Origin of the sequence: Roseitalea sp. MMSF_3546 (genome assembly GCF_030732865.1) — a bacterium.
In the GTDB taxonomy this organism is placed as follows: domain Bacteria; phylum Pseudomonadota; class Alphaproteobacteria; order Rhizobiales; family Rhizobiaceae; genus Roseitalea.
In genome coordinates this window covers 13,709-38,392 of the sequence record NZ_JASHKB010000005.1, presented here as the reverse complement: position 1 = coordinate 38,392, position 24,684 = coordinate 13,709, and the positions used below count along the sequence as shown (strand labels likewise).

Sequence of the window (24,684 nt, the reverse complement as noted above, 5' to 3'; positions counted from 1 at the left end):
CCGGTGCGGTCGTCGCCGGGTCCGTCACGGTGGTGCGGCGCCGATCGCTCTCACCGGCCCACCGCAAGGCACGAAGCATCGGTCTGCGGCAGCATTGGGGCAAGCAGTCCGGCCAGCTCGCGCGAAAACAGCGCAATGCCCTTGCGCGAGAAATGCGCCGAATCGATGAAATTCTCTTCCGTGCCCGCAATGGTCATGATCGGATCGGCGAAGGCCCAGCCATGGCGGGCGGCGGCCCGTCGCTGCGCGTTCACGATCGCCGCATTGAGCGCAACGAAGTCGCGCGCGCCCAACTTGCGGGTTTCCATGCGGATTTGCCGCGTCGAACGGGCCAGTTCGGCATCGCTCTGGCCAGCGCGCATGCGCCCGCGATAGCCGACCGCCAGCACCGGCGCATCGCCCATGGCGGCATCGAGCCTTGCCAATGGCGCGTCCAGCGCGGTGGCGATCCGATCGCCTTCGAGCTTCGGCAAGGGCCCGCGCTGGGCGGCAAAGCGCGCCTGGCGCCTCAGGTGGAAGGCCCGCGACAGCTTGTCCCAGAGCACCGAATAATGCCCCAGGAACGGATACTGCGCCATGTAGCCGCCATCGCGGGCGTCGCGCGCATGCACCGTCAGCGCGTCGCGCGTCGCCCCCACCAGCACGATGTAGATGTCCGCTTCGAGCGCACCCACCTCCGTGTCGATGAGATAGGCCAGGTCCTCGATCGTGTAGGCCGGCCCGGCCACGGTGACGTGATCGAACCGGCAGGTCCGGTGGCCCGCCTGCAGCAGCGCGGCGGTGCGGGCGGCGATCATCTCCTGTTCGGCGAACTCGCCATTGACGAGCTTGGAGTCGCCGACGAAGGCCAGCCGCACGGTGTCGTCGGGCTTTGGCCGCGGCACGTCGGGGCCGCGCAGGCCGAGCGCATTGAACCGCAAGCCATCCACGTTCGAGCCTCTGGGAAAGCGCATCGGGCCGGCCGGATCCTCGCGCTCCATCTGCACCATCACGGACATCCAGTCGAAATCGCGCCCGGCAATGGCGTTGGCATGGTGCACCCGCGCCAGCATCTCGCCGGCGGCGAAGCCGAGCACGACGACCAGCATCAGCCCGGCGCCGAAGGCGACCTCGACCTGCCGCTCGCGCCACGAGCGCACCCAGCGCACCGGCCGGCTATCGGCGATCGCCTCAATAGCGCGCATAGCGAAAATCCGCCGGCGGTTCGACGCTCAGGGCGATGACGCCGACGATCAGCGCGCAATACCAAACCGCGCACAAAATCGCGGCGGTCTTGGGCGCAAACCGGGTGAGCAGCAATCCGTACATCGATCAGCCCTCCGTGATGGCGATGAGTTTGCCGAACGTGACGAGCGCCTGCGCCGGCGTTTCCGCGGTCAGGATCAGAAAGCCGAACCAGACGAAATGCACGGTGAAGGCGACCTTGGCGATGTGCAGCACGGGCAGCGCCGTTTCGGGCAGCGAGCGCTCCAGGCGCGTCGTCCAGCCTTGCGATTTCTGCCAGACGACGAGCCCGATGCCGTGATAGGCGCCCCACAGCACAAAGCGCAGCGAGATCTCGTGCCAAAGGCCGATTGCGATCATCGTCGCCATGGCGCCGAGCGCCGGGCTGCGGGTCCGCGCGACGACCACCGAATAGATGTAGTCGCGGCACCAGCGCGACAGGGAGATGTGCCAGGACCGCCAGAAGGCGGCGATATTGGGCTGCAGATACGGCCAGTTGAAGTTCTCCATGACCCGGTAGCCGAGAAGCCGCGCAAAGCCGATGGCGATGTCCGAATAGCCCGAGAACTGGAAGTAGAGGTTGAGCCCGTTCTGGACGATCTTCAGATAGATCACGCCCGGCGCCTCGGGATTCGCAAGGCCCGCGATGTAATCGCCCAGCACGCCCTCGGTCAGATAGTTCGACACGATGACGATCTTCACATAGCCGTAAAGGATGCGTTCGGCGCCCTCCGACAGCATCGCCGCGTCGAAGCGCTGCCGGTTCAGGTCGCGGCGGTAATCGTCATAGCGGTGGATCGGCCCGACCACGATGGTCGGCAGGAACAGCAGGTAACCGGCAAGCTCGTGCGCGCTCGCGCGCGGCACCGCCGCCTTGTAGCGCTCCATCAGGAAATGGATGCAGCGGAAGGTGTAGTAGGACAGGCCCAGCGGGATGGCGACGGTGTCGAACAGGTTCGCCGAATTGACCGTCTGATTGATCTTGTAGACGCCGAGCACCGCCAGCATGACGACGATCCCCGTCGCCACCACACGCATCGTCGGCACGAGCAGATTGCCGGTCACATGGGTGAGCGCGGTGAAGGCAAGCAGGATCGCCGCCGATTCCGGCGAGCGGGTCGCAAGAAACACCACCGTCAGCGCCATCAGGACCAGTTGGCGCACGTCGCGCGGCGCCAGCCAGTACAGCGACACCGTCAGCCACATCCAGAACAGCCATGTGACCGAAAGGTAGCTCATCGTCGCCCGCTTGTCGTCCGGGCTTTCAGTCCACGATCAGCATGTACAGCGCCGCCGAGCCGGCCAGCACCGCGAGCATCATGCCGGCCAGCAGCCAGACCGCCGGCGGCGCCGGGCGATAGTGGCCGGCCAGGCGCGGCGTGCGCGAATTGCGATCCATCCATCAGGTCCCCGTGCGTGGCAGCTTCTCGCCGACGATCTCGACGAGATGGCCGAGCGTGGTCACGCGCAACACGTCGCGCGCCGACAGCGTGATGCCGTATTGCCGCTCGATCTCGCCGATCAGCGTCAGATGGGCGAAGCTGTCCCAGCCGAACGTCGAACGCGGCTGCGAGGACAGCCGAAGCTCGTCGGGCGAACAGGTGAACACATGCGCGGCGATCTGCCTGATCTGCTCTTCGAGCGAGCCGGTGAGCGCGGCCCCCGAGCCGTCGCCTGCGCCGGCGAACATCTGCCGCAGCGCCTCGACCAGCACCTTGCCGGCCGGATTGCGCGGCAGCGCCTCCAGCACGCGGATCGCGCGCGGCACCTTGTTGGCGCTGACAAGGGCGCGCAGATGCTCGGTCAGCGCCGCTTCGTCGGGCTGCGCGGCGCCCGGACGGGCGACGACGGCGGCGACCACGCGCTCGCCCCAGACCGGGTCGGGCAAGCCGAACACATGGGCTTCGGCGACCGCCGGATGGGTCATGAGCGCGTCGACGATCTCCTGGGGCTGGATGTTCACGCCGCCCGAGATGATCAGCGCCTTCTTGCGTCCGGTGATCGTCACGAAGCCCTCGGCGTCGATGGTCGCCAGATCGCCGGTCCGGAACCAGCCATCGGCATCGATCGCCGCCTCGGTCAGGTCCGGCCGGCCCAGATAGCCGACCATGATGTTCCCGCCCCGGATCACGAGTTCGCCGGCCACGCCCTCGGGCACGTCATTGCCCTCGCCATCGACGAGCCGGATCTCGCAGTCGACCGGCTTGCCGATCGTGCCGATGCGGAAGGTCTGCTCGGATGGCCCGCAATAGATTGCCTCGCACACGGTCTCCGACAGCCCGTAGGTGTTGATCACGCGCACGCCGTAGCGATCCTGGACCGCCCGCCACAACGCTTCGGGCAGCCTGTCGCCGCTCGATCGGATGTAGCGGAACTCGTCGGTGGCGAAGACCGAGCGGTATTCCTCGCCCAGCCGGTCCATCAGCGACAGCATCGCCGGCACCAGATTGAAATGCGTGATGCGGTCGCGATAGACGCCGTCGAGCAGCGCGCCGAGTTCGTGCACGTTGAAGCGCCGGGGCCGGTAGAGCGTCGCGCCGGTAACGAAGGCGACCAGCGGCCCGTGCAGGATGCCGTCGGTGAAATGCATCGGCAGCGGGTTGAGGATCCGGCTATCGGCATCGTAGTCATAGACCTTGCCGAAGGTCGAAAGCTGCGCGGCCAGATTTGCATGCGAGAGCTGGACAATCTTGGGCGCGCTGGTCGTGCCCGAGGTGAACAGCATCAGCCCGATCGTCCCGGGCGCGATGGCCTGCGGGAACGGCGCGGGAGCGGTCGCCTCGATCTCGGCGCGCAGGCCGCCCTGCCCCGTGCCCGGCGCGCCGCGCTTGAGCAGCTTGCCGATCAGCCCGGACGGGCCGGTGTCGGCCTCTATCACCGCATGGGCAAGCCCGGCCGGCAGCGGGCCGGCCTCGAAGATCGCCCGGTCGATGAAAAGATGGGCAGGATCGCAGGCGACCAGGGCGTTCATGCGTTCGGGCGGCGTCATGTCCGGGTTCAGGTTGACCACGGCGATACCGGCGCGCAGGCACGCCAGCAGCAGCGCGGCGACCATGGCCGGGTCCTCGCTGACGATCGCCACGCGCGCGCCCTGCGCGATGTCCTTGCTTGCGAGGAGCGCGTTGATGCGGCCCATCCGGTCGATGAAACGGCCATAGGTCAGCGGCTTGCCGTCGACCACCATGAACGGCCTGATGGGCGCGGCCGCCTGAATCGCTTCATCAAGAAGCTCCGCCAAATTCCCTGCCTGACTCAACAATTCCGGCTCCCCGCCCCGTTATCGGCCGACCCCTCGGCCATCATTTGCCGCAAGCGCCGCTTGTCGGGCTTGCCGCGACCGACCTGCGGCAACGCCGCGCACACCAGAACCCGCGCCGGCGTCTTGTGCGGGCCGAGCACCGCTTCCACCGCCCGCCGCGCCTCGGCCTGCGGATCGGCCGGCGGCACCGCCCCGGCCAGCAACGCCACCGCCGCGCCGACGCGCTCGATGCCGGCGGCATCGGTGAAGGAGAACGCCGCGGCATCGGCGACCCAGCCAAGCCCGTTGAGCGCGCCCTCGACCTCGGCCGGGCTGACCAGCGTGCCGTCCGGGCTCTTGATGACGTCCTTGATGCGCCCGACGATTTCCAGGCGGCCATCGGGCAGGAATCGGCCCAGATCGCCGGTGAAGTGCCAGCCCGCCCAGCGACCGGCACGGCGGATCGAGGCCAGATCGGTCAGCGTCATGCTGTCGGAGTGAACGACGATCTCGCCGACCGCGCCCGGCCGCGCCGGCACGCCGTTCTCGTCGACGATCAGCACGGCGCAGTCATGCACGAAGCCGCCGCCGGCGCTCATGGTGCGCTCGCCCTCGGCATCGGCATAGGCGGCCGTGGCGAACTCGCGCCCGCCATAATAGTCGATGACCGGAATGGAAAACCGCTCGCCGAAGCTCTCCGCCGTCGTCCGGTCGAGCACGCCCGAGCCGGAAAACACCGTGCGCAGCGCGCCCAGCCTGTCACGGTCAAGGCGCGCGCCGGCCTTGTTGAAGGCGCGGATGACGCCGGGCACGGCGGTCAGCCGCGTGACGCCATAGCGTTCGCACTCGAGCGCCAGCGCCAGCGGGCTCTGCCGCGCTTCGGGGCTCGGAATGACGACGCGACCGCCGCATGCGAGAGGCAGCGTGACCAGCGACCGGAACGCGCTCAGCGCGGTGAAATCGGTCGCCGTGCAGAAGATGTCGGTCGCATCGAACGCAAACACGCGTCGGGCGATCTCGGTCGAGCGAAAGATCGCTTCATGGCTCGTCAGCATCGGCTTGGGCACGCCGGTCGACCCGCTGGTGAAGCCGACAAAGGCGGCATCGTCGGGCGCGACGGCGGGCAGATGGTCGCGCCATTCGGCCGCCGGCTCGGGGCAACGATCGAGGAATTCCGCAAAGCTCTCTGCCGGACCCTCATCGCCAAGGGCGATGCGCGCGCCCGTTTGTTCCATCGGACCGATCTGCGCGAAACGGTCCGAAAAGCTGATCCGCGCCGGCGCCGCGCGGACCATGGCGCGCAGGGGCTCGGGCCCGACCGTATCGCCCAGGCGCACCAGCACCGCGCCCGACAGCAGCGTCGCCAGCGCCACCAGATAGCTTTCCAGCCGCTGGCTCGCATCGACGGCCACCAGGTCGCCCTTGCCGATGCCGCGCGCACCGAGCCCTGCGCAGATGCGCCCGACCAGTCCCGCCACCTCGCCGGCGTTCAGCGCCCCTTCTCCGGCAACGAAGACCAGTTGTCCGTCCTGCGGGCGCGACAGCCCCTGCTCGATCAGCGTGTTGGCGGTGCGCGCCGCCCACGGCACGGCCGAGCGCGGCACGGCGTGAAGGCCCGACAGCGCCGGCTCCACCGGCTGCGCCAGCGCAGCGGCGATGTCGGCCGGATCGGCATGCAGCGCTCGCGCCACGCGTCCGACCGGCGCGCCGAGCGCGCGCCAATAGGCCAGTGCGATGGCACGCGGCACGATGCCCCCGACCCGCGGCTCCGACCGGAGCCGTTCTGTCGCGACCGTATCGGTCATGAATCGGCGTCTCCCCTGCAAGACACCGGAAAACTATATTCAAAAGGACAAGAATAGCCTAACGAACACACCAAGAGCTTGCAGCGCTGGTTAATGGTTTACGTTAAGTTACCGGGCCTGTAGATTTTTCATACCGCGCATTCACACCGACGACACCGGTTGCGGGCGGCACCGACCCGATGCGGCTCTGTGCGCCGCCCAACGCGAAGGCGCGCGCATCTCAGACGGGCGAATCTTAGAATCGTTAAAAACTAGAGTATTTGACACCACTTTGCGCCGATCATAAATTGACCTCTGAAATCAGGTTTGCGGACGAGGACGGCAGCCGTGTCCATCCGGCAGGGTCATAAAGGCGCCCCGCGCGCGCACGACGGTCTGGGCGTTGCCGAGCGGCTCGTGCTCGAGGGCTATCGGCATGCCGGTCATCGCCCCGCCGATTGCGCGGCGGCGGCCCGGCAACGATTGCGGCACCTTTACGGAGCCGCCCTATCGGGGCGCGATGTCCGCCAGGCCCTGGCCGCGCTCGATCAGTTCGTCGCCACGCTCGGCCTGTGCGCGCGTTGCCCCTTGCATTTGTGCGAGGCCGGCTCGCCCCGCATCTGCGACGACGAACGGCTGATCCTGGCCCTGATCGCGGCGATCCAGAACGGCGATGACGCACTGGCCGAAACCTGCCTGCGCGCCCTGACCTGCCACAGGCGCTGCGAGGAACTGGCCGTCGCCGCCGGCTCCTTCGCGCTGATCATGAAGGCGTTGGGCCAGACGCTGGCGCCGGTACCCGGCCATGCCGTCGACGAGGTCCTCGCCGTCCGTGCCGGGGCGGCGGGCACGACGATGCACTAAGGAAGGCGAACCGTTGAAACTGGCCCTTGTCGCAATCCTCATGCAGGCCCTTGGCGAAGCCGATTTGATCAGGATCATGGCGACGGCCGGCCGGCTTGCGGAAACTGACGCTCGGTGAACAAGGGATAGATGCGCCCATGATCGTCTGTAGCTGCAACGTGATCGCCCGCCAGCAGATCGAGGCGGTCGTCACCGAGTTTCTCGAACGCGACGAGTGGCAACTCATCACCGCGGGCATGGTCTACCACGCCATGCACAAGCGCGGGAAATGCTGCTCGTGCTTTCCGCGGGTCATCGACGTCATCGTGCGGGTCAGCGAGGAGTTCCACCGCCGCCGACAGACACCGGAAGCCGAGATCGTTCCCTTCGTCGCGCGCCTGCGCAGCGAGCACGAACGCTGCGAGACCGCCAGGGCGCTGGCCCGCGAGCGGCGCCTGCGCCGCGCCGCCTGACCGGGCAACCCACTTGATAATGCAGGGCCATTGGTGCATCTGCGCATGCAGCCAACCGGAGGATTGTGTGCATGAAGGGCAATGATCAGGTCATCGAGCGTCTCAACGAGGCGCTGTTTCTGGAGCTGGGGGCGGTCAACCAGTACTGGCTGCACTACCGCCTGCTCGAGGACTGGGGCTATCAGAAGCTGGCGAGCAAGGAGCGCGCCGAATCGATCGAGGAAATGCACCACGCCGACAAGATCGTCGAGCGCATCATCTTCCTTGACGGCCTGCCCAACCTGCAGAACGTGGCGCCGCTGCGCATCGGCCAGAATGTGCGCGAAGTGCTGGAAGCCGACCTGGCCGGCGAGCAGGATGCCTGGAACTCCTACACCAAGTCGCGCGATATCTGCGAACAGGCCGGCGACTACGTCACCAAGAACCTGTTCGAGGCGCTGATCGCCGACGAGGAAGGCCATATCGACTTCCTCGAGACCCAGCTCGAACTGTTCGACAAGCTGGGCGCCGAGCGCTACGGGCTGCTCAACGCCGCTTCGGCCGACGAGGCCGAATAGCGCCGGTTTCCATGTCGCGCCGCCGCGCGGTGCGGCCGTGCCCGGCGAGTTGGGTGCGCATAGCCAAGCTTGGGTGCGCACAGCCAAGCGCGCGCGAGGCGTGCCGGCCGGAAGCCCGCCCGGACCCGATCGGGCCAAATGGTGCGTTCTGGCATGGAACGCCACAAGGCGCGGCGGCGTCAGTCGCCGCCGATCAGTTCGGCGATGTCGGAATCCAGAATGTGCTGGCGCATGGTGCATTCGGCGCGATCGGCATCGCCGGAACGGACCGAGTCCAGCACGTCGGTGTGCTCGCGCACCGTATTGGAGATGGCGGTCGGGCTCATGCGCAGCGTGATCCGCAGATAGGGCTCGGTCGTCGACCGGATTCGCTTGATCTCTGAGACCAGACGCGGCCGGTGGCAATATCGAAGCAGCGCGTCATGGAACTGGTCGTGCGCTTCCACGAACCAGTCCGTGTCGTGCCGCGCGCGCGTCAGCCGCTTGAGCGCGATCTCCGATTCGTCCATTCCATGCGCATCGATGCGCTCGACGACCGAGCGCATGGCCAACCCTTCGAGCACGGCGCGCATCTCGTAGAGCTCCGATATCTCGGCCGCGCCGAGCGGCGTGACCACCGCGCCGCGATTGGAGCGCAAGGTCACGAAGCCTTCGCTGGCGAGCTGGCGCAGCGCCTCGCGCACGGGCATGCGGCTGAGCCCGAGCGCCTGCGCCACGGTTTCGGCGGCGATGTGCGTGCCGCCGGCGAGGTGACCCGAACGGATCTGCGACAACAGGTGCCGGTAGGCAATGGCGCGCGCGCTCAGGTCGTGGCCGGCTTCCGGCACGGTGCTTTCGGCGGCGTTGGCGCGCGTTGCGCTCGTCATGGCAAGGCCTTTCAATTCCCGGATCTCGTGATGCTCATTTTGTCAGCAGCGGTCGCGCTTGACAATCGGCTCAGGGGATATTTACATCCGTGTATCCAATTTTGTGCCCGCCTTGGTCCGGCCGGCGACAGGGAGCGACAATGCCGGGAGCGACAATGCCGGGAGCGACAATGCCGGGAACGCCAGACCCCCCCGCCACGCCGCAATTGGAGCGGTTCCGCCGCATGGCGACGATGCGCGCCTTCGACGAGGCCTGTCTCGACGCCCTTCGGCGCAAGGCCATTCACGGCGAACTGCATGTCGGCCTGGGCCAGGAGGCGATCGGCGCGGGCATGGCCGAGAGCCTTCGACCGGACGATGCGGTCGTTTCCACCCATCGCAATCACTATCACGGCATCGCCAAGGGCGTGGATCGGCGCGCCCTGCTCGCCGAGATTTGCGAGCGCGGGAGCGGGCTGTGCCGCGGTCGCGGCGGTCACATGCATCCATTCGATCCGTCCACCCATTTCTCGGCGACCGGCATCGTCGGTGCCTCGCTGCCCGTGGCGCTCGGCTATGCCCATGCCTTCCGGCTGCGCCGGCAGGACAACGTTGCCGTCGGCGTCACCGGTGACGGCGGCTCGCACAATGGTGCCTTTCACGAATCGCTGGTCATGGCCGGCGCGCGCAAGTTGCCTTTGGTCGTGCTGGTCGAGAACAATGTCCTTGCGATCTCGGTCGATTTCCATGCCGTCTCGCCGACCCGCACCATCGCCGAACGCGCCGCCGCCTACGGCGCGCTGGGCATTCATGTCGACGGGACCGATGTCGACGCGGTGGCCGACACCTTCGCCAGGGCTGTCGAGCACGCCCGCGCGGGCCAGGGCCCTGCCATCGTGGAAGCCACGTGCTACCGCTTTCGCGGCCATTTCGAAGGCGATCCCGAACACTATCGCAGCCGCGACGAACGCAACCGCCTGCGCAACGCCCACGATCCGCTCACGCTTTATGCAGCGCGGCTGACGCAGGCCGGCGTGGACCGCGCAAGGGTCGATGCCATCCGTGCCGAGGAGAAGGAGGCCGCAAAGGCGATGCTCGCCGACATTCTCGCCGAACCCATGCCCGATCCGGCGGGCGCGCTTGAGGGCGTCTTCGCCGATGGGGCGCGGCCATGAACGAGATCGTCAACGACCGGCTCGCCATGCCGTTGCCCGCCGTGATCGCCGAGGCCATCATGCTGGAGATGGAGCGCGACGACGCGATCGTGTGCATCGGCGAGGATATCGGCAGGGCCGGTGGCGTGTTCGGTGCGACGCGCGGCTTGCAGGAACGGTTCGGCGCCGAGCGCGTGCTCGATGCGCCGATCGCCGAGATGGCATTCACCGGCATGGGCGTCGGCCTCGCCCAGGCGGGCATGCGACCGCTGATCGAGATCATGTTCGCGGACTTCATCGGCGTATGCCTCGAGCAGGTCTACAACGCCGCCGCCAAGATCCACTACATGTCCGGCGGCCGCCAGCGCATGCCGATCGTCTACAAGACGGCCGGCGGCTGCATCGGTTCGGCGGCCCAGCACAGCCAGGCATTGTGGGGCCTGTTCGCCCATCTGCCCGGCCTGAAGGTCGTCGCCCCCTGCAGCCCGCACGACCACAAGGGGCTGATGGCCGCCGCGCTGCGCAGTGACGATCCGGTCGTCTTCATCGAGCACAAGGCGCTGCTGCTGTCCAAGGGCCGCGACTTCCGCCATCATCCCGACATTCCCGATGCCGCCTACACCGTCCCGATCGGCCAAGCCGCCGTCGTCCGGCAGGGCACCGATGTGACGCTGGCAACGCTCAGCGCGTCCGTCGAACACGCGCTCGAAGCGGCGCAGACGGTCGATGCCGAGGGCATATCGGTCGAAGTGATCGATCTGCGCAGCGTCGTGCCGCTCGATTCGGACACGGTCGCGCAATCGGCCGCGCGCACCGGCCGGCTGCTGGTGGTCGACGAGGATTATCTCAGCTTCGGCCTGTCGGCGGAACTGTCGATGCGCGTTCTCGAAAGCCTCGGTTTCGATGCGCTGCGACAGATCGGGCGCCTTGCCGTGCCCGATGTCCCAATTCCCGCCGCGCTGTCGCTCGAAAAGGCAGTCATGCCGGGCGTCGATGCGATCACCGAGCATTTGCGCGCCATGGCAAAAGGATCCTGACGTGTCGACCGCCGTCACAGCCCCCGCCATCGAGGCGCCCGCGCGGACCGGGCCTGGCCGCGCCGCCATCATCGGCGCCGGCGGCGGCATCGGGTGGGCCTGCGTGAGCGCCTTCGCGCAGGCCGGCTGGGCGGTCACCGCGGCCGACATCGACGGCGCCGCCGCGCAAGAGACGATCGCCACGGCTTCACCGCCAGCCATCGGCGATCACACGGCCCTGGCACTCGACAGCACCGATCCGGTCGCCGTCGGCAAGATGGCCGATGCCGCCGAAGGCATCGACGCCGTGGTCTATTGCGCCGGTATCGCCGCCACCATGCCGATCGCCCAGACCGATTTCGCCATCTGGCGCAAGGTCATGGCGGTCAATCTCGATGGTGCGGCCATTGTCGCATCCGCCTTTGCCAGGTCCATGATCGCGCGCGATCGGGGCGGCGCGATGGTGTTCGTTTCCTCGGCCGCCGGCCAGCGCGGGGAGGCCAACGCCTCGGCCTATTGTGCTTCCAAGTTCGGATTGATCGGGCTCGTCCAGTCGATCGCGGCGGAACTGACCGCCCACCGTATCCGGGTCAACGCCGTCGCGCCCGGCAACGTCGATACCCCGATGCTGCGCGATGTCGCCCACAGCATCGCCGCGCTTGGCGAGGACGATGTCGACCGGGTCTGGCAGGCGCTTTCGACAGCCGGAGCCGCGCGGCGCCTGATCGAACCGGCGGAGGTCGCCCATGTGTGCCTTGCGCTTTGCTCCCCAGGCTTTTCCGGCGTCACCGGAGCCACGCTGCCGGTCGACGGCGGCTATCTGCTGAGCCCTTGAGGAGGATCACGCGCGCATGAGCGGACACGGCCGCACCGAATTCGACAGCGATGGCCTCGATGCCCTCGCCTTTGTCCGGGCGGCGGCGCCGGCGATCGGTTTGGCGTTAACCGAAGACGACATCGCCGCCGTCGCCGCCCAGTTCGAGCGTGCCGCCGGATTTGCCCGCATCGTCGACAAGGCGGTGCCCGAACTGGACAAGGTGTCGCCCGCGCCGGTCTTCGCGCCGGCCCGGCAAGACGAGCGGGGTTCGCCATGACCGCGATGGCCGCCTCGCACGATTCTGCTCGGGCCATTGCCGCCGATGTCGCCGCCGGGCGCATCAGGGCGAGCGCCGTCGTCGAACGCGCGCTCGACGCGCTCGCTCGCGCGAGGGCGCTGAATGCGGTGACGCGGATCCACGCCGACCGCGCGCGCGACAGGGCCGCGGCCATCGACGCCAGGCGCGACAGCGGCGAACCGCTGGGCGCGCTCGCCGGCGTGCCCTTCGCCGCCAAGGACCTGTTCAACGTCGCCGGCCATGTCACCGGCGCCGGCAGCCGCGCCACCGATGCCGACGCGCCCGCCGAACGCGATGCCGACGCCATTGCGCGTCTGGAAGCCGCCGGCGCGATCCTGCTCGCCTCAACGACGATGGACGAACTCGCCTACGGCTTCACGGGCGAATGCGAACGCGACGGCGCGACCGTCAATCCACGCCGGTCGGGTGGGTCCGATGCGCCGCGCGTGACCGGGGGTTCATCGTCGGGTTCGGCCGCGCTTGTCGCCGCCGGCATCGTGCCCGTCGCGCTGGGCAGCGACACCAACGGCTCGGTGCGCGTGCCGGCCGCCCTGTGCGGGATCGCCGGTCTGAAGCCGACCTATGGCAGGCTCTCGCGCGGCGGCACCTATCCGTTCGTCGACAGTCTCGACCATGTCGGGCCGCTGGCCGCGAACGTCGCCGATCTCGCGGTCGCCTATGACGCAATGCAGGGACTTTCCGACCGCGATCCCGTGCAGGCACGGCGCGGGCGCGAGCCCGTCGCGGACACGCTCGTCGCCGCCGGGCCGCCCGGCGCCGGGCGTCTTGGCGGGTTTTTCGTCGCCCCGCTGCATGCCGACGTCAGGGACGCGGTCGATGCCGCCTGCGACGCGCTCGGCGCCCGGCAGCAAGTCGAGCTGCCGCTCGCCGAAGCCGGCCGCGCCGCCGCCTTCGTGATCACCAATGCCGAGGGCGGCGCGCTGCATCGAAGCGCGCTCGCCAGCCGGCCCGATCGGTTCGGCCCGCTTGTGCGCGACCGGCTTCGCGCCGGCGCGCTGCTGCCGGCATCATGGGTATCGCGGGCACAGAAGCTGCGGCGCATGCTCACCGGACAGCTCATCGCGGCGCTTGAGCGCACGCCCGTGCTGATCGCGCCGGCCACGCCATGCCCCGCCTTTCCGAGCGGCACCGAACGCTGCGAGGTGGACGGCCGGAGCCTCGCCGTCCGCCTTGACATCGGCCTTTATACCCAGGCGCTGACGTTGACCGGCGTTCCCATCGCCGTGGTGACGACGATCGGCCGGCGATCCGGTCTGCCGGTCGGCGTGCAGGTGGTCGGCCGCCCGTTCCGCGAGGATCAGGTCCTGGCCGCCGCCGCCGCGCTTGAAAGGGCCGGCTTTGCTGCCGCGCCGGAGCCGCTGACATGAGCGCCCCCCGGACCAGCACGACCGTCATCAACGATCCGGAGATCGTCGCCGAGGTTCGCGCCGTCTTCGATCGCTACGAGGCGGCGCTGACCGGGAACGACGTGCCCGTGCTCGAGGAACTGTTCTGGAACGCACCGCAGACCACGCGCTACGGCGTCGGCGAAAACCTCTACGGCTGGCAGGCGATCTCCGCCTTTCGCCGTGCGCGGCAGACCGGCCCGTTCAAGCGCACGCTGCACAACACGGTCATCACCACCTATGGCCGCGATTTCGCGACCGCCAACACCGAATATCTGCGCCAGGGCCATGACCGCCCCGGCCGCGAAACCAAGACGCTGATGCGCACCGCCGACGGCTGGCGCATCGTCTCGGCACATGTGAGCCTTTTGGGGGAAACCGTCTGACGGGATCAAACCGGGTCGCGGCAGCGGCCCCAACGAGAATGGCGCCGCAGCGCCGCGTTCCGTTTCACCCCATTGCAGTCGTCGGACACAGGGAGAACCACGATGACACGTATGAAAGACTTCAACGCCCCAACGAACATGAGCCGGCGCCGCTTCGGCCAGATGCTGGGGCTGACCGGCGCGATCGCCATGCTGCCCTGGAAGGTCGAGGCGCAGGGTGGCGTGCAGACGCTCGTTTTCGCCCTTCCCGGCCTTGTCGGCAATTTCGAGCCGCACACCTGGGTCGGATTTGGCGATACTGTCCATGTCATGGACACGGTCGCGCGCGGGTTGACGCATATGGACTTCGCCAACCCGTTGCCGCGGCCGGCCATCGCCGAGAGCTGGACCGTTTCGGAAGACGGAACGGTCTACGACTTCACCATACGCGATGGCCTGACATTCCATGACGGCACGCCGATCGACGCGCCCGCCGTGCTGCGCACCTTCCAGCGCATGAAGGACGAAGACGATCCGACACGGCCCGAACTGTCTTTCGCGCTCGACAATCTGGGCGGACCGAACGTCGACGGCTTCGAGGCGCCGGACGCGCGCACCTTCCGCATCAATTTGCTGCAGCCCGACGCGGCCATCCTCGGCCGCCTGTCGCGCCCGGACATGGTCATCATCTCGCCGACCGCGCTCGAGGCGCATGGCAAGGAAATCGGCCTGAACTTCGTCTCCTGCGGCCCATACAGGATATCGAGCGTGACGCCCAACGAGCGCGTGGTGCTCGAGGCCTTCGACGGCTTTTACAAGGGCACGCCGGAAATCCAGCGCGTGGTGATGCAGGTGATCCCGGAAGCGGTGGCGCAGATGACCGCTCTGGCCGCCAGCGATTTGAACGTCACCAATCTCATCCCGCATTCCAATGTCGACCGGCTCGAGGCGATGGAGGGCATCCGCATCGAGGAATCGGCCGCCTTCATCTCGGCCATGCTGGCGATGAACTGCGAGGCCGGTCCGCTCGCCGACATCCGCGTGCGCCGGGCGATCAATCTGGGGATCGACCGCGAGGCCGTGGTCCGCGAGGCGTTCTTCGGCAAGGCCGAGGTGCCCGGCTACATCACTCCGGCCGCCGAACAGGGCTACGCGCCCGAGCATCAGCGTCACTCCGAATACGATCCCGATGCCGCGCGCGCGCTGCTCGAGGAGGCCGGGGCGATGGGCGCCGAACTCAGCCTGATCTCGGAGAATTCCGGCTTCTGGCCGCGCCTGGGGCAGGTCGTCGAGCGCAGCCTGAACGATCTCGGCCTGGTCGTGACGACCGAATATCTCGATGGCGGCACATTCAACGGGCGCCTGTTCGACAAGACCGCCCATGAGCTGGCCTTCCTGCAGCGCTCGGCCTTCTTCCCCGATCCGGACGGCCGCTTCTCGCCGCTGTTCCAGACCGGGACGGCGGGAGCCGACCAGATCACCGCGCAGTCCGGCCTGCCCGAACAGGCCCAACTGGATGCGATGATCATCGCTGCGAACGCCGAAGGCGATCCGGAACGGCGCACCCAGCTGTATGTCGAGCTCAACAACTTCATGGCCGACGAGATGATGCCGGTGGCCGCGGTGGTGAACACCTTCCTGCCGGTCGCCGTGACGGCCGATCTTGAAGGCGTGAACGCCAATGCGCTCGGCACCTATCGCACCTTCCTTGAAGATGCGCGCTATGCGGCCTGAGCCCCTTTGCCCCTGAGTAGAACGCGCCGGGCGCCCCGAGCGCCCGGCCCGGTCCCGCGGAGTTTGCATGGCCAACTCATTCGCCGCTCCACCAAAGCCGGTTGCCGCGACACGGCGCGGCCGCCTCGGTCCGGCGGACGTGCTGCGGCTCGTGCCATGGGTCATCGCGACCGGTTTCGTGCTGGCCGCGCTGCTGGCGCCGCTGATCGCGCCCTATGACCCCATCGAGAACGTCGGCATGCCCATGATGCCGCTGTTCACCGACGGCCACGTCCTGGGCACCGACGGCTTCGGCCGCGACCAGCTCTCGCGCCTTCTCTATGGGCTGCGGCCGATGCTGGTGGTCTCGCTGGGCTCGGTCGTGCTGGCGCTGGTCGTGGGCGGCATTTACGGGCTCGTCTCCGGCGTCAGCGGCTGGCGCATCGACTGGGTGATGATGCGCGCCGTCGACATCGTGATGTCGTTTCCGCTGATCCTTGCGGCCATACTCGTTCTGGCGGCGCTCGGCGCCTCGCTCGTCAACCTGACGCTGGCCGTGGCGGTTTCGCAGCTTCCGATCTTCGCCCGGCTTGCCCGCGCGCTGGCGTCCGGCGAGGCGGCACGCGATTACGCGATGGCCGCGCGCGCCGCCGGCTTCGCGCCGATCCGCATCATGGTGCGCGAGGTCGCACCCAACATCATCCGGCCGCTTCTGGTACAGGCGACCTCCGTCGTTGCCGTCGCTGCGCTGACCGCCGCCGCCCTGTCCTATCTGGGCCTGGGCGTGCGCCCGCCGGCGCCCGATCTCGGCTATATGGTCAAGGAAGGCCAGGAACTGATCTTCATCGCGCCCGAACAGGCGCTGCTGCCCGGGCTCGTGATCGCCATCTTCGCGCTGGCGGTGTCGTTCTGCGGCGACCAGCTCGGCGATGACCGCGCTGTGGGAATGGCGCCATGATCGCCGAGATTGTGCGCCGCATCGCCTTTCTGCCCGTTACCCTGTTCGTGGTGGCGACACTCGTCTTCATCGCGCTGCGCGCCCTGCCCGGTTCGACCGTGGACATGCTCAGCTCGCAATTCGCCACCGCCGGCCTGCGCGATCAGCTCATCGCCCAACTCGGTCTCGACCTGCCATTGTGGCAGCAATACCTGATCTATCTGCGCGAGCTTGTCACGTTCGACCTTGGGCGTTCGTTCATCACCGGAAAGGACGTTTCGGTGATGGTCGGCGAGACGTTGCCGGTGACCATCGAACTGGCGCTTGCCTCGCTGATCGTCATGGTCCTGTTCGGCCTGGGCGCGGGCATGGCGGCGGCCGCAAGGCCCGGCTCGCTCATCGACGCCAGCCTGCGCTTCGTGGCGATGACGCTGTTTGCCCTGCCCTGGTTCTGGTTCGGCATCATCCTGATCATCGTGTTCTCGCTGTGGCTGGGCTGGTTGCCTTCGTTCGGCCGGCTGCCCTCGACGCTCGACTATCAGCCCGTCACCAATTTCGTGCTTGTCGATGCGATCGCGCTTGGCCGCCCCGACCTGATCGGCCCCTGGCTGGCGCATCTGATCCTGCCGGCGCTGACCGTCGGTCTGACAACCTCGGGCATGCTGATGCGGCTTGCGCGATCGGGCATCATCGAGACCGGCAGGCTCGATTTCGTTCGGACCGCCCGCATGAAGGGCGTGCCGGGCGGGCGGATCTTCTTTCGCCACATCCTGCGCAACGCGGCGCTCGGCGTGCTGACCGTGATCGGCCTGCAATTCGGCGCCATGCTGGGCGGCTCGGTGATCGCCGAAGTGGTGTTCGGCTATCCCGGTATCGGCCGGATGATGATCGACGCCGTGCTGACCCGTGACTATGCCGTCGCCCAGGGCGCCGCGCTCGTCATCGCCACGCTTTATGTCTTCGTCAACCTGGCGACGGACCTCGCCTATCGGTGGGCCGATCCACGCTTGCGCCGGGAGCCGGGCCGATGAGCGCACCATTGCTCGAGGTCGACGACCTTTCGGTCGCCTTCGGCGCGCCGGGCGGTGATCTGTTCGCGGTCGAAGGCGTCAGCTTCGCCGTCGAGCCCGGCGAGATCGTCGCCCTGGTCGGCGAAAGCGGCTCGGGCAAGTCGGCCACCTCGATGGCGCTCGCCCGGCTCAACGAGGGACCGGGCGCCGCCATCGGCGGGTCGATCCGGCTCAATGGCGAGGACGTGCTGGCGATGGATGCGGCGCGATTGCGCCAGTTGCGGGGCAAGGGCATCGCCATGGTGTTCCAGGATGCGATGACCGCGCTCAACCCATGCGAGACCATCGGCGACCAGATCGCCGAGTCGCTGGTCGTGCACGGTACGGCAAACTGGCGTGCGGCGCGCGCGCGGGCGGTCGCATTGCTGGACGAGGTCGGCATGCCCGAACCGCAACGCCGCGCCGGGCTTTACCCGCACGAGGTCTCCGGCGGCCAGCGCCAGCGGGCGATGATCGCCCTTGCGTTGGCCTGCGACCCGCATTTGCTCATTGCCGACGAGCCCACGACCGCGCTCGACGTGACGATCCAGGCGCAAATCCTGGCGCTGCTTTCGCACATGGTGCGTCGGCGCGGCATGGCGATGATCCTGATCACCCACGATCTGGGCGTGGTCGCCGGCGTCGCCGACCGCGTCATGGTCATCTATGCCGGCCGCATCGTCGAGATGGCAACGGTCGAGGCGCTGTTCGCCGCCCCGCGTCATCCCTACACACGCGATCTGATCAAGGCGGCCGGCATGGAGCGCGATGCCGGCGGCCACCTCGCCGCGATCGCCGGCGCGCCGCCGCGCATCGACCGCAAGGGCGATGGCTGCGCCTATGCGCCCCGCTGCGCCAACGCCATCGAGAAGTGCCACGCCCGCCGGCCCGAACTCGCATCGGTCGGCCGGTCCCTTGCGGCGTGCTGGCATCCGGTCCCCGACAGCGATGGCGCCCCATGACGGATACCATCCTGGCACTTGACGGGCTGACCGTCCGCTATCCGGTCCGGCAGGGCTTGGGCTGGCGCGAGATCACGGCGCTGCATCCGACCGATCTGGACATCGCGCGCGGCGAAACGCTGGCCGTTGTCGGCGAGAGCGGCTCTGGCAAGACGACGCTCGGGCGGGCCATGCTGCGCCTTGTCGAACCCTCCGGCGGCGCGATCCGCTACGGCGGCACCGATCTCGTCCAGCTCGCCCCGCGCAGGCTGCGTGCCCTGCGCCCCCGCTTCCAGATGATCTTCCAGGATCCGTATTCCTCGCTCAATCCGCGCCGGCGCATCGGCGCCATGCTCGACGATGTGCTCGCCCATGTCGGTGTGCCCGCATCCGAACGCGTGGCGCGCGCCAGGGCATTGATCACCTCGGTGGGCCTCGATACCGATGCGCTCGAGCGCCTGCCCAGCGCCTTTTCCGGCGGCCAGCGCCAGCGTATCGCGATCGCCCGCGCCCTTGCCACGGAGCCGCAGATCATCGTCGCCGACGAACCGGTCTCGGCGCTCGACGTGTCCATCCAGGCACAGGTCGTCAACCTTCTGATCGACCTCAAGCGCGAGCGCGGCCTGACGCTGGTGTTCATCTCCCACGATCTGGGCATAGTGAGCGCGATCGCCGACCGCATCGCGGTGATGTATTTCGGCGAGATCGTCGAACTGGCCCCCGCCGGGCCGCTTGCGGCCAATCCGGCCCACCCCTACAGCGCCATGCTGCTGCGCGCCACGCCAAGGCCCGATGTCGCCGCGGCGCGCGAGACGATCCGCCTGGCCACGGCAGCGCCGTCCGCCGACCTGCCAAGCCAGCTCGACCCGCCGGCGGGTTGCCCGTTCCGCAGCCGCTGTCCGCGTGCCACGGGCCGCTGCGCTGCCGAGGCGCCCCGGCTGATGCCGATGCCGCAGGGCGGCCTCGCTGCCTGTCACAATCCGCTGCCCGCCAATGCGACACATGATGAAAGAGGACTGGTCACGACATGATCATCGACGCCTACAACAACATCTGGACCGCCGGTCAGAACTCCGATTATCTGACTGCCGAGACCTATTCGGTCGAGATGATGCTGCGCGACATGGATGCGGCCGGCGTCGACATGGCGGTCGGCTGCTCGCTCGGCCAGATGATCGACAACGACTATACCGCAAGCGTCGGCGCCAAATATCCCGACCGCATCATCGCCTTCGGCCAGGTCAATGCGCGCGACGCCGACGCCGCCGACCAGATCCGCCGCGACCATGACAGGCACCGCTTCCGGGGGCTGAAGCTGCATCCCGTCTTGCACGGCTATCATATGGTCGATCGCGGTCTGCTCGATCCGGTCTTTGAAGCCTGCGCCGAGCGCGGCATGATGGTTCTTTTCAACGCGCTCGACGACGCCTTCATCCATCCGCTCGGTATCGAGGAGATCGCCCGGCATCATCCGACGGTGCCGACGCTGATCGCGCACATGGGCACGGTCTGGAATGTCGGCGAGGCGATTCTCGTCGCCGGCCGCACGCCCAACATCTATCTCGAGACCTCTTCGACGCAGCTCATCGAGGTGCGGATGGCCTACAAGGACCTGGGCCCCGAAAAGCTCATCATGGGCACCGACTGGCCGGGAAGCGACTTCGAGCTCGAGCGGTTGAAGATCCGCAAATCCATCGCCGATCCCGAACACCGCGCCATGGTCGAAGGCGGCAATCTGGCGAAGCTGCTGGGGCTATGAGCGAAACGGTCCTCGAAAGCGCGGCGATCTGGGCGCGCCCCTGGGCACAACCGCCGCAATGGGGCGGCAAGGTTCGGCTGGCCGCCGGCCGCATTGCATCCATCGCGCATGGCGCGCCCACCGGCGACCACCTGCTCGTGCCCGGCCTGGTAAACGCCCATGACCATGGCCGCGGCGTCCGCCCGCTTGCCATTGGCGCGCCCGATGCGCCGCTCGAGGCATGGCTTTGGGATCTGTGGCGCGCGCCGCGCACCGATCCCTATCTCACCGCGCTGGTCGCGTTCGGGCGCATGGCGCTTTGTGGCGTGACCACGGTGGTCCACAACCACCTGCCGCAGGGCGACGATCTCGCCGCTGAGGCCCACGCGATCGCCCGCGCCGCGCGCGATGTCGGCCTGCGGCTTTCCTTCGTCGTTCCGATCCTCGACCGGAATCTTGCCGGCTACGACGATGGTGCGGCGATCGCCGCGGCGCTGCCGGCCGACGCCATGGCCGAACTGCGCGCCGCCCAGGCGCTGCCGCCGGTCGCCGAACAGATCGCCCTGGTGCCGGCCATCGCCGAGGCCATCGACGGTCCCGACATCGTCACCCAGTTCGGTCCGCCCGGCCCGCACTGGCTGAGCGAGCCGGCATGGCAGAAGGTCGGCGCCGCAGCGAGCGCGCAGGGCCGGCGAACGCACGTGCATCTTCTCGAGACGGCACAGCAACGCGCATGGGTCGACGCCCATCAGCCCGCCGGCGCGCATGTCTTCTTCGACCAGGCCGGCTTGCTGAACGATCGGCTGACCATTGCCCATGGGGTCTGGCTCAGGCCGGACGAAATCGCCGCCTTCGCCCAGGCGGGCGCGACCTTGGCGCTCAACACGAGCTCCAATCTGCGCCTGGCTTCGGGCATCGCAGACGGCGCGGCGCTGCACGCGACGGAACTATGCCTTGGCATCGGCCTTGACGGTATGGCGATGGACGACGATGCCGACATGCTGCGCGAGGTGCGGCTGGCCGCGCAGGTGCTCGGTGGACGCGGTTTCGACAGGCCCGGCCTGCCGCGCAAGGCGGTGCTCGCGGCGGCGTTTTCGACCGGCCGACGCGCCCATGACGGCGTTGCGGCGCCGGGCCTGGTGGAAGGTGCCGAGGCGGACCTGGTGGCGCTTTCGGTCGAGGCGCTTGCCGCCGACCGGCTCGACGATGATCCGGACACCCTGGCCGCGCTCGCCATGGGCCGCTGGAGCCGGTCCGCGGTGCGCGAGGTCCATGTCGCCGGCCGCAAGATCGTCGCGGAGGGGCGGTTGACCGGCGTCGATCTGGAGACGGCCGAGGCCGAACTGGTCGCCCGGGCACGCGCTGCGCGAAGGGCGACGCCGCCGCCAGCCTGGATCGGCGCGGCCCGCGCTGCGCGTCTTGTGGCCTCGGCGGCCCCGTCTCGGCAAGTGGCCGGCAACGGCGCCATTGCGATCCATGACATGAGCTTCGGCTTCGATCCAGAACTGTTTGCCGGCGTGCGCGATGATCCCGTCCATGCCGCCCGCTTGCTTGGCGTTGACGTGCTGCCCGCCCGGATCGACGTGCCTGTCTGGGCCTATCTGATCGTGACCGCTGACGGACCATGCCTGGTCGACACCGGCGGCGGCCATTTCATGAACGCCGGTTTCGGCGGCGTTGCGGCGGCGCTCGCGGCCCGCTCGATCGCGCCCGGCGACATCGTCCGTGTCTACCTCACCCATCTGCATGGCGACCATTGCGGCGGGCTGCTCGCGGCCAATGGTGCCGCCGCCTTTCCCAATGCCCGACTTGCCCTGCCCGCGGCCGAAGCCGACTGCTGGCTCGGGGGCGACGTGCCGCAGCCCATGCGCGCGATTGCCGACGAGGCGGCCCGTGCGATCGCCCCCTATGCCGACCGGACCGACCGCATCGCACCCGGCGACCGCATCGGACAGGCCATCGCAATCGAGGCGAGCGGACACACGCCCGGCCATACCGCATGGCTGTTCGAGCGCCAGCATGCGCTCGCCTGCGGCGACATCATCCACGTGCCGGCGATCCAGCTTGCCCATCCCCAGTGGTCGACCGATTGGGACATGGATGCCGACGCCGCCAGGGCGACGCGCCTTGCGCTGATGCGGCGCGCGCGGCAGTCGGACCTGGCTCTTCTGACCGGCCATGGCGGCATCCTCCACCCGGCCGCCCTGCCCGACCCGCCGGCTTCGCCATGAGAGCGCCATGACGCATCCCACCTTCAGCACGATCGACAATCGCCTCGTCTGCCGCATCGGCCGTGAAACGCTGTGGCTCGAACCGGTGGGCGCCGACTCGGTGCGCGTGCGCGCGACGATGAACGCGGCCATCGACGAAGGCCGGATCCACGGCCTGATCGACGATCTGCCCTGCGCTTCCGGCACGATCGAGATCGGCGAGGAAGCCGCGACGCTGACCCATGGCCGGGTTCGGGCCACCGTCCGACGCATGCCCCGCGGACTGCAGCCGACGCTGGAGCTGGCCTTTCACGACACGGTCAACGGCAACCTGCTCCTGCAGGAGCAGATGCCGCACATCCTTTATCCCAACACCCGCCACTACGCCGCCCAGCAGGGCGATCTGTGGCGCATCGAGACCAGTTTCAAAGCCCATGACGGCGAACGCTTCTACGGGCTCGGCCAGCATCAGCACGGCCGGCTCGACCAGAAGGGCTGCGTCATCGATCTGTTGCAGATGAACACCGAGGTGGCGATCCCCTTCACCATCTCCTCGCGCGGCTACGGACTGGTCTGGAACAATCCTGGCATCGGCCGCGTCGAGCTGGCCGCCAACCGGACGCGCTGGGTCATGGATTGCACCGCCCAGCTCGACTATGTCGTCATCGCCGGCGAAGGCCCGGCCGCGATTCTCCAAGCGTACACCGGCCTGACCGGCCGGCCGCCGATGATGCCCCGCTGGGCGATGGGTTTCTGGCAGTGCAAGCTGCGCTATCGCACCCAGGACGAGGTGCTCGACATCGCCCGCCAATACAAGCGGCGCGGCCTGCCGCTCGACTGTCTCGTCATCGACTTCTTCAACTGGACGCGCGGCGGCGAATGGAAGTTCGACCCCAGGGACTTCCCCGACCCCGCGGCCATGGTCACCGAGCTGGAATCGATGGGCATCAAGCCGATGGTGTCGATCTGGCCGGCGGTCAACGTCAACGCCGAAAACCACAACGAAATGCGCGATGCCGGCTATCTGATCACCCACCGGCGCGGCGTTCAGGCCTCCTCGATCTTCATCGACGCCAATGCCGAAGGGCGGACGGCTCTGTCGTTTTATGACGCGACGCACCCGGAAGCACGCGCCTATCACTGGGCGCGGGTCCGGGACGGCTACGCCCGACACGGCTTTGAGGCATTCTGGCTCGATGCCAACGAGCCGGAGGTGTATCCGGCCCATCCGGGCAATCTGCGCTATCATGCCGGCGACGGTGGTGCGGTCACCAATGCCTATCCGGTGCTGCACCAGAAGGGCTATGCGGAGCACATGGCCGCAGAGGGCATGGACGAGGGCGTCCTGCTGTCGCGCTCGGCCTGGCTGGGCACCCAGCGCTATCCCGTCGTGGTCTGGTCGGGCGACGTCGATTCGACCTTCGCCGATTTCGCCCGCCAGGTGCGCGCCGGGCTCAACATGGCGCTCAGCGGCATCGCCTGGTGGACCACCGACATCGGCGGCTTCAAGCACGGCGACGTCCGCGATCCGCAATTCCGCGAACTGATGATCCGCTGGTTCCAGTATGGCACGTTCTGCCCGGTCTTCCGCCTGCACGGCTTCCGCCAGGATTCCGAAGGCGACCGGCGGCTGGGGCGCGATTTCCTGTTCGGCGGCGCCGACAACGAGGTCTGGTCGTTCGGCGAACGGGCCTACGAGATCCTGTCGGCCTATCTGCATCTGCGCGAGCGGCTCAAGCCCTACATCGCCGACCAGATGCGCCGGGCGCACGAGACGGGCCTGCCGCCGATGCGGCCCCTGCTGGTCGATTTTCCCGACGACCGGCAAGCCGTCCGTGCCGAAGACAGCTTCCTGTTCGGCCCCGACCTGCTCGTTGCGCCGGTCCTCGAACACGGCGCGCGCGAGCGCACCGTCTATCTGCCCGCCGGCGCGCAGTGGACCGACGCCTGGACCGGTCAGACCCATGCCGGCGGCGCCGTGATAACCGCCGACGCCCCACTCGAACGCATACCCCTGTTCTTGAAGAATGATGCGCAGCTTCCCATCGCCGTCTGAACCGCGGATTGCGGTCGCCG

At 68.2% G+C, this 24,684-nt stretch carries 24 protein-coding genes; 17 read left to right on the top strand and 7 right to left on the bottom strand.

Annotated elements, in window-relative coordinates; translation table 11 throughout:
• Window positions 1–50: 50 nt before the first annotated feature.
• Genes RBB34_RS05795 through RBB34_RS05770 form a run of 6 tightly spaced genes read right to left on the bottom strand, consistent with a single transcriptional unit; the run spans window position 51 to window position 6,267 of the window.
• Entirely contained in the window at window positions 51–1,184 is a 1,134-nt protein-coding gene (locus tag RBB34_RS05795; RefSeq protein WP_306118253.1) for a hypothetical protein, read from the bottom strand.
• Window positions 1,171–1,308 (bottom strand): hypothetical protein, encoded by a 138-nt coding sequence (locus tag RBB34_RS05790; protein WP_306118252.1) that lies wholly within the window; start codon window positions 1,306–1,308, stop codon window positions 1,171–1,173. The genes RBB34_RS05795 and RBB34_RS05790 overlap by 14 nt, the downstream gene beginning before the upstream one ends.
• A 3-nt stretch (window positions 1,309–1,311) precedes the next feature.
• The gene (locus tag RBB34_RS05785; RefSeq protein WP_306118251.1) at window positions 1,312–2,463 is read right to left on the bottom strand and encodes an MBOAT family O-acyltransferase; all 1,152 of its coding nucleotides are present in this window, start codon (window positions 2,461–2,463) and stop codon (window positions 1,312–1,314) included.
• A gap of 25 nt (window positions 2,464–2,488) precedes the next feature.
• Complete coding sequence (locus tag RBB34_RS05780) at window positions 2,489–2,623, bottom strand: hypothetical protein (RefSeq protein WP_306118250.1); 135 nt, start codon at window positions 2,621–2,623, stop codon at window positions 2,489–2,491.
• A 3-nt stretch (window positions 2,624–2,626) separates the two neighbouring features.
• Window positions 2,627–4,462 carry an AMP-binding protein gene (locus tag RBB34_RS05775; RefSeq protein WP_306118249.1) on the bottom strand — a complete coding sequence of 612 codons (1,836 nt, stop codon included), beginning with the start codon at window positions 4,460–4,462 and terminating at the stop codon, window positions 2,627–2,629.
• Window positions 4,463–4,476: 14 nt separating this feature from the next.
• Window positions 4,477–6,267, bottom strand: coding sequence for a class I adenylate-forming enzyme family protein (locus tag RBB34_RS05770; RefSeq protein ID WP_306118248.1), 1,791 nt, complete (start codon window positions 6,265–6,267; stop codon window positions 4,477–4,479).
• A 327-nt stretch (window positions 6,268–6,594) separates the two neighbouring features.
• Between RBB34_RS05770 and RBB34_RS05765 the strand changes: the two genes are divergently transcribed.
• The 3 genes from RBB34_RS05765 to bfr all read left to right on the top strand — a co-directional run bounded on the left by RBB34_RS05765 (window position 6,595) and on the right by bfr (window position 8,119).
• On the top strand, window positions 6,595–7,110 hold the full coding sequence (locus tag RBB34_RS05765; RefSeq protein WP_306118247.1) for a hypothetical protein: 516 nt from the start codon (window positions 6,595–6,597) through the stop codon (window positions 7,108–7,110).
• 137 nt (window positions 7,111–7,247) lie between these two features.
• A complete protein-coding gene (locus RBB34_RS05760) occupies window positions 7,248–7,562 on the top strand; it encodes a (2Fe-2S)-binding protein (protein WP_306118246.1) in 315 nt (104 codons plus the stop codon).
• A 71-nt stretch (window positions 7,563–7,633) separates the two neighbouring features.
• A complete protein-coding gene (gene bfr / locus RBB34_RS05755; protein WP_306118245.1) occupies window positions 7,634–8,119 on the top strand; it encodes a bacterioferritin in 486 nt (161 codons plus the stop codon).
• Window positions 8,120–8,298: 179 nt separating this feature from the next.
• Here bfr and RBB34_RS05750 read toward each other — a convergent pair whose 3' ends face one another.
• Window positions 8,299–8,985: a GntR family transcriptional regulator gene (locus RBB34_RS05750; protein WP_306118244.1), complete on the bottom strand. Its 687-nt coding sequence runs from the start codon at window positions 8,983–8,985 to the stop codon at window positions 8,299–8,301.
• 170 nt (window positions 8,986–9,155) lie between these two features.
• Here RBB34_RS05750 and RBB34_RS05745 point away from each other — a divergent pair, with 170 nt between their 5' ends.
• From RBB34_RS05745 to RBB34_RS05680, 14 genes are all read left to right on the top strand, one after another.
• Window positions 9,156–10,139: a thiamine pyrophosphate-dependent dehydrogenase E1 component subunit alpha gene (locus RBB34_RS05745; protein ID WP_306118243.1), complete on the top strand. Its 984-nt coding sequence runs from the start codon at window positions 9,156–9,158 to the stop codon at window positions 10,137–10,139.
• Window positions 10,136–11,155, top strand: coding sequence for an alpha-ketoacid dehydrogenase subunit beta (locus tag RBB34_RS05740; protein ID WP_306118242.1), 1,020 nt, complete (start codon window positions 10,136–10,138; stop codon window positions 11,153–11,155). Before RBB34_RS05745 ends, RBB34_RS05740 begins: the two co-directional genes overlap by 4 nt.
• Before the next feature lies 1 nt (window position 11,156).
• Window positions 11,157–11,969: an SDR family oxidoreductase gene (locus RBB34_RS05735; RefSeq protein ID WP_306118241.1), complete on the top strand. Its 813-nt coding sequence runs from the start codon at window positions 11,157–11,159 to the stop codon at window positions 11,967–11,969.
• Window positions 11,970–11,985: 16 nt separating this feature from the next.
• On the top strand, window positions 11,986–12,228 hold the full coding sequence (locus tag RBB34_RS05730; RefSeq protein WP_306118240.1) for a DUF4089 domain-containing protein: 243 nt from the start codon (window positions 11,986–11,988) through the stop codon (window positions 12,226–12,228).
• Window positions 12,225–13,637, top strand: a complete 1,413-nt coding sequence (locus RBB34_RS05725) for an AtzE family amidohydrolase (RefSeq protein WP_306118239.1) — start codon at window positions 12,225–12,227, stop codon at window positions 13,635–13,637. The genes RBB34_RS05730 and RBB34_RS05725 overlap by 4 nt, the downstream gene beginning before the upstream one ends.
• Window positions 13,634–14,041: an oxalurate catabolism protein HpxZ gene (hpxZ, locus tag RBB34_RS05720; protein WP_306118238.1), complete on the top strand. Its 408-nt coding sequence runs from the start codon at window positions 13,634–13,636 to the stop codon at window positions 14,039–14,041. Before RBB34_RS05725 ends, hpxZ begins: the two co-directional genes overlap by 4 nt.
• A 102-nt stretch (window positions 14,042–14,143) precedes the next feature.
• The gene (locus RBB34_RS05715; RefSeq protein WP_306118237.1) at window positions 14,144–15,754 is read left to right on the top strand and encodes an ABC transporter substrate-binding protein; all 1,611 of its coding nucleotides are present in this window, start codon (window positions 14,144–14,146) and stop codon (window positions 15,752–15,754) included.
• Between the two features lie 67 nt (window positions 15,755–15,821).
• On the top strand, window positions 15,822–16,691 hold the full coding sequence (locus RBB34_RS05710; RefSeq protein WP_306118236.1) for an ABC transporter permease: 870 nt from the start codon (window positions 15,822–15,824) through the stop codon (window positions 16,689–16,691).
• Entirely contained in the window at window positions 16,688–17,701 is a 1,014-nt protein-coding gene (locus RBB34_RS05705; protein ID WP_306118235.1) for an ABC transporter permease, read from the top strand. The genes RBB34_RS05710 and RBB34_RS05705 overlap by 4 nt, the downstream gene beginning before the upstream one ends.
• The gene (locus tag RBB34_RS05700) at window positions 17,698–18,681 is read left to right on the top strand and encodes an ABC transporter ATP-binding protein (RefSeq protein WP_306118234.1); all 984 of its coding nucleotides are present in this window, start codon (window positions 17,698–17,700) and stop codon (window positions 18,679–18,681) included. Before RBB34_RS05705 ends, RBB34_RS05700 begins: the two co-directional genes overlap by 4 nt.
• Window positions 18,678–19,691, top strand: coding sequence for an oligopeptide/dipeptide ABC transporter ATP-binding protein (locus tag RBB34_RS05695; RefSeq protein ID WP_306118233.1), 1,014 nt, complete (start codon window positions 18,678–18,680; stop codon window positions 19,689–19,691). The genes RBB34_RS05700 and RBB34_RS05695 overlap by 4 nt, the downstream gene beginning before the upstream one ends.
• Window positions 19,688–20,419 carry an amidohydrolase family protein gene (locus RBB34_RS05690; RefSeq protein ID WP_306118232.1) on the top strand — a complete coding sequence of 244 codons (732 nt, stop codon included), beginning with the start codon at window positions 19,688–19,690 and terminating at the stop codon, window positions 20,417–20,419. The genes RBB34_RS05695 and RBB34_RS05690 overlap by 4 nt, the downstream gene beginning before the upstream one ends.
• Window positions 20,416–22,629 carry an amidohydrolase family protein gene (locus RBB34_RS05685; RefSeq protein ID WP_306118231.1) on the top strand — a complete coding sequence of 738 codons (2,214 nt, stop codon included), beginning with the start codon at window positions 20,416–20,418 and terminating at the stop codon, window positions 22,627–22,629. Before RBB34_RS05690 ends, RBB34_RS05685 begins: the two co-directional genes overlap by 4 nt.
• A gap of 7 nt (window positions 22,630–22,636) precedes the next feature.
• On the top strand, window positions 22,637–24,664 hold the full coding sequence (locus tag RBB34_RS05680; protein WP_306118230.1) for a TIM-barrel domain-containing protein: 2,028 nt from the start codon (window positions 22,637–22,639) through the stop codon (window positions 24,662–24,664).
• The last annotated feature ends 20 nt before the right edge of the window (window positions 24,665–24,684 follow it).